The following is a 5334-nucleotide window of genomic DNA, read 5'->3' as shown; positions in this document are numbered from 1 at the left end:
TGGTGCAGGCCTGAGGAAAAACCTTTTGACATGTTCCCTGTGGTGCCTGTCAGATATGGTCAAAGAATGAAAGACAGTATTTTTCACAAGGAATATTATGAAGAAAAGCTCTATGCATGGATGGACAATCTGAATGCCATGTATGTGGCATTTACCAGAGCAGAAAAGAGGCTTTATGTGTTTTCAGAGCTTAATGGCAAAGGAAGCAACTCAACAGACAGACTCTTGTATGAAATGCTGACCACCCGTTTTCAAAACCAAAACATTGATGTTCAAAAAACTGATTTTGAGGAAGTTTATTCCTTTGGCAGGCATGAAAAAAACAAAGTTAAAGGGAGGGCATCCGGAAAAGCTGACATCATCTCTCTGCCTCAGCGTCAGATAAACGTAGAAATGCCGGAAATCAAAGCCGGCAGCTTCAAAAATATGCTGGCGGATAAAAATCAGTATTCCCGTCTCGAAAGAGGGAAAAAACTCCACTATATTCTCTCGAAGATTAAAACTGCTGAGCAGGTCGGGCATGTGATAAATGAACTCTGTCAGGAAGGAGAGCTGAAAGAAGAAGAAAGGGAGGAGGTGAAAAAGCTGATAATAAAAATAGTAAACCATCCTGAGATAAGCGATTGGTTTTCAGAAAATTGGGAAGTTATAACCGAAAAGGCCATTCTGATTCCGGGGCGGAAATATAAAATCCCGGACCGTGTGGTGATACAGGATCAGAAGGCAGTAATTATTGATTTTAAATTTTCAGAGCCTGATGAAAAACATAACAGACAAGTGGAGGAATATGCAGCGCTGATGAAAGAAATGGGCTATTCTCCTGTTAGTGCATGCCTTGTTTATGTTAATACTGCCGGTGAAACAGAGGTCAGGAAAGTTTAAAAGGGATTAAACTATTACTTTCTCAGTCAGATTAAGTTTTAACTGCCTGTGATTGGGGTTTTTCAATGCATCAATATTTTAAGTTGGCATCATACAGTCCTCAGTAGGGAAAATACCTGCGGAAATCGCACACATGACATCCTTAGTTTTCAATCCGAAATTAAATGTCCGCAATTCGCCATCCGAAATTAGCAATATCAAAATGGTGTTAAATCTCCATCCTCCTGATGGTTTCTTCATAAATTTCCCTGTCCTGATGGCTGAAACAGACAAAAATGACCTTATCAATGGTGGAATAGTTTTCCAGATAGTCGAGCACAGTATTTACCGCGATGTTAGCGGCTCTCTCTTTTGGGAAGCCATAAATACCGGTACTGATAGCGGGAAAAGCGATGCTTCTAATATCGTTTTCCTGAGCCAGTTTCAAGGATTCAGCATAGCAGGAGGCAAGTAGCTCATCTTCATGGTGTTGTCCGCCTCTCCATACCGGCCCTACTGTGTGTATGACGTACTTTGCCGGTAAGTGATAGCCTTTGGTGATTTTAGCTTTGCCGGTGGGGCAGCCGTTCAGTTGCCTGCATTCCGCAAGAAGTTCCGGCCCTGCTGCCCTATGAATTGCTCCGTCAACCCCTCCGCCTCCAAGCAGGCTGGTGTTGGCTGCATTCACAATGGCATCACATTCCATCAGGGTAATATCTCCCTGAATAATGCTGATTTTTCTGAGTAAATCGCTGAAATTCTTCATCTTATCCATATTATTTTACAAACCATACTTTCACTATTTTTCCCTCTTTTATTTCATAAATGGCTTGTCCTTCAAAGCGCTCTCTGCCCGGAATATCTGTGTTAATCAGCTCTTTATCAAAGATATATTGTTTATAGCTGATTCTGTCGAGTATCTGGCAATGCAGGTTTCCCGCCCTGCTGAAGAAATCTGCATAAAGCTTTCGCATTTCTTCTTTTCCTTTTATCCTGAGCTCATCCGGAAAATTATAGATTTCGATGCTGTCGGAATAGACTGACAGGAAGGCATCCAAATCTTTTTCGTTGTAGGCATTCAGTTGAATGCGGGCAAGGTCTTCCGGGCTGTATCTCAGGATAGAATCAGGATAAAAAATATGGCCATCTTTTATCACAAGGTGAATCTTGCTGGTATTCATGATATTATCGAGGGGATTGGCGTTTAAAACCACGAGATCGGCCAGTTTGCTGGCTTCTACTGAGCCAAGCAGTTTTTCCTGTCCGAGCATGCGTGCGGCATTAAGCGTAGCAGATATAAGTATTTCACGGTTAGTAAGTCCGGCCTGTTTCATCAGCATAAATTCGTGAAAAAGAGAGGGTCCGTGCAAAACACCAATGTTACCGGCATCCGTTCCGGCCACCACATTAATTCCGGCCTGCTGAACGGCTTTCAGGTTTTCAAGAATGACAGGAGAAGGTTTTTCCTTTGTCGTATCGGCCTGCATTTTCAGAATTCTTTCAGGCAGCCTGTCTGGCTCTGTTTCGTACATTTCAAATAAGCTCCCTGTGATTTCAGGATTTCCTAACAAATGCTCTTCAGGTAAGAGATCGAGTTGCTTTTTAAATACAGACTGATAGGAGTTAAACACCCAAAGGGTAGGGATATAGGAGACTTTGTTTTTCTTCATCAGGCGGAGGAATTCTTCGTCCACTTTTTTGTCGCGGACACTATGCACCAGCACATCTGCTCCTGCCTTCAATGCTCTTTTGACAGTTTCATCCAGTTCGTAGGCATGCACATAGACCTTTTTCCCAAGCTTGTGGCTTTCGTTAATAATGGCTTTGACGATAGGTTCAAATTCTTCAGGATTGACTCCTCTTCCGGCTACATACCAGATTTTGATGAAGTCGGTATTCTTCTCCACCTGTTGATGCACCAGCCCTAAGGCTTCTTCCACACTGTTTACTTTAATGATAGGCGGGTCGTCAGTGGTGAGTGCAGCAGGCTGATAGGAGGCAATCAGAGGTCCGCACAAAAATACCCTTGGAGCTAATGTTTTTTCAGCAGCATGGCTACGCACGTCAAAGTTCCACATGTGGCCACCCAAGTCAACCACTGTGGTTATTCCGCAGCGGATATAACGCATCAGCAGATCGTCCACATTTGCTTTTATCCACTTCATTTCATCCTCATAGCTCCTTTTGTAGCGGAGGTCAATGGCATCGGGGCGGGTATAAAGCCCTCCGGACTGGAAAAAGTGAATGTGGGCATCGGTGAGCCCGGGTATGATATATTTCCCTGAGGCATCAATCACCGTTGAATTATCAGGGATTTTCATGTTTGGTTGAACACTGACAATTTTGTTTCCTTCAATCAGGATGTCAGCCTGAAAACTATTTACTTTTCCGCTGGTAGTGATGATTGTACCATCCTTTATCATCACCCGTTGTTGTCCGTAAAGGTTCAGGATTGACCAAAACGAAATAAAACTCAGTAAAACCGCTTTTTTCATGTCTGGAATTTTCATGCAAGATAGAAAAAGGAAAGAATAATGAAGTGTGCTGTCTTGTCTTTTTACATTATGAAGTTTAAATTTGTCAGGCATAGAGGTCTGAAATGAAAAGGCCATTGACATCAGCCTGTTTTCTCTTTTTAAAGTCTCTGAATTACCTTTGCCGCCAAAAAAAGCTAATGAATTTTGTTGAGGAACTGCGTTGGCGGGGAATGATACAGGACATCATGCCCGGAACTGAAGAATTGCTTGCCCGTGAAACCACCACTGCTTATGTCGGCATCGACCCGACAGCCGACTCACTGCACATCGGACATCTTGTTTCGGTGATGATGCTCAAGCACCTGCAATTGAAAGGACATCGCCCTATTGCGCTGATTGGCGGTGCTACCGGCATGATAGGCGATCCGTCAGGCAAATCGGAAGAAAGAAAACTTTTGGATGAAGAAACTCTTCGCCACAATGAAAAATGTATCAAAGAACAATTGCTTCGTTTTCTGGACTTTGATGAAAAATGTAGCAATAAAGCCATTCTTGTCAATAACTACGACTGGACCAGCCAATATAGTTTACTGGCTTTTCTGAGGGAAATTGGCAAACACCTGACTATCAATTATATGATGGCAAAAGATTCTGTACAGAAGCGTCTGGAGACTGGCTTGTCGTTTACTGAATTCAGCTATCAATTGCTTCAGGCCTATGATTTTCTGTACCTGTATCAGCACCATGGTTGCAGACTTCAGATGGGAGGCAGCGATCAATGGGGTAATATTACCTCTGGTACAGAGTTGATCAGGCGGAAAACAGGAGGAGAAGCTTTTGCACTTACCTGTCCATTGATTACCAAAGCGGATGGAGGTAAATTCGGAAAAACGGAGGAAGGTAATATCTGGCTGGATGCCCGTTATACTTCACCCTATAAATTTTATCAGTTCTGGCTGAATGTTTCTGATGCGGATGCGGAAAAATACATACGGATATTTACTTTGCTCGGAAAAGAGGAAATAGATGAGCTTATTGAAAAGCACCATTCAGAGCCGCATAAGCGTATCCTGCAGCAACGGCTGGCGCGTGAAATTACCGTCTTTGTTCATTCTGAGGAAGATTACCGATCGGCTGCGGAGGCCTCACAGATATTGTTTGGAGGAAACCCTGTGTCGAACCTTGAAAATATTTCGGAAAAGACTTTTCTGGAAGCTATGGAGGGGGTGCCTACCTATAAAGCAGATGCAGGAGTGTTGAGAAAAGGAGTGGATATTACCGGACTGCTGGCTGAAATGACAAATGTCTTTCCGTCCAAAGCTGAATGCAGGCGGATGATTCAGGGTGGAGGACTCTCACTGAACAAAACCAAAGTAATCGATGATAAAATGATGATTACAGAGGAATTCCTGATAAAAAATAAATTTATCTTAGTGCAGAAAGGAAAGAAAAACTATTCGCTGATTGTCTTTGAATAGTGGTTTTTTTTACCACGGAGGCATGAAGGCACGAAGGAATTTTCACCACGGAGACACAGAGAGCACGGAGAACACAGAGGTTTATTTTACCACGGAGGCACGGAGTTTTTTTTACCACAGAGGGCACGGAGGAGCACAGAGGTTAATTATAATGTAGTTCTTATTTCTGAAAATTATTTTCTTAGTGTTTTGGTGTCTTGGTGGTTAAGTTTTTTTCACCACGGAGACACGGAGGCACGGAGTTTTTTTTACCACAGAGGGCACGGAGGAGCACGGAGGTTTATTATTAATGTAGTTCTTATTTCTGAAAATTATTTTCTTAGTGTCTTGGTGTCTTGGTGGTTAAGTTTTTTTCACCACGGAGACACGGAGGCGCGGAGTTTTTTTTACCACAGAGAACACGGAGGAGCACGGAGGTTTTATATTAATGTAGTTCTAATTTCTTAAATTTATTTTCTTAGTGTCTTAGTGTCTTGGTGGTTAAGTTTTTTTCACCACGGAGACACGGAGGCACGGAG

The 5334-nt window shown here is 42.8% G+C and carries 4 protein-coding genes; 2 read left to right on the top strand and 2 right to left on the bottom strand.

What is annotated here, in order from left to right:
- Positions 1-882 (top strand): hypothetical protein (locus tag GX437_07100; protein NLJ07418.1); only part of this gene is annotated, 882 nt, incomplete at its 5' end.
- 208 nt (positions 883-1090) lie between these two features.
- Here the strand turns inward: GX437_07100 and GX437_07095 are convergent.
- Entirely contained in the window at positions 1091-1627 is a 537-nt protein-coding gene (locus tag GX437_07095) for an O-acetyl-ADP-ribose deacetylase (protein ID NLJ07417.1), read from the bottom strand.
- Positions 1628-1637: 10 nt separating this feature from the next.
- Positions 1638-3356 (bottom strand): amidohydrolase family protein, encoded by a 1719-nt coding sequence (locus GX437_07090; GenBank protein NLJ07416.1) that lies wholly within the window; start codon positions 3354-3356, stop codon positions 1638-1640.
- 179 nt (positions 3357-3535) lie between these two features.
- Between GX437_07090 and GX437_07085 the strand changes: the two genes are divergently transcribed.
- Positions 3536-4816: a tyrosine--tRNA ligase gene (locus tag GX437_07085; GenBank protein NLJ07415.1), complete on the top strand. Its 1281-nt coding sequence runs from the start codon at positions 3536-3538 to the stop codon at positions 4814-4816.
- The last annotated feature ends 518 nt before the right edge of the window (positions 4817-5334 follow it).

The organism is Sphingobacteriales bacterium, assembly GCA_012517435.1.
Lineage (GTDB): Bacteria > Bacteroidota > Bacteroidia > CAILMK01 > JAAYUY01 > JAAYUY01.
This window is presented reverse-complemented; position numbering and strand designations above follow the sequence as displayed.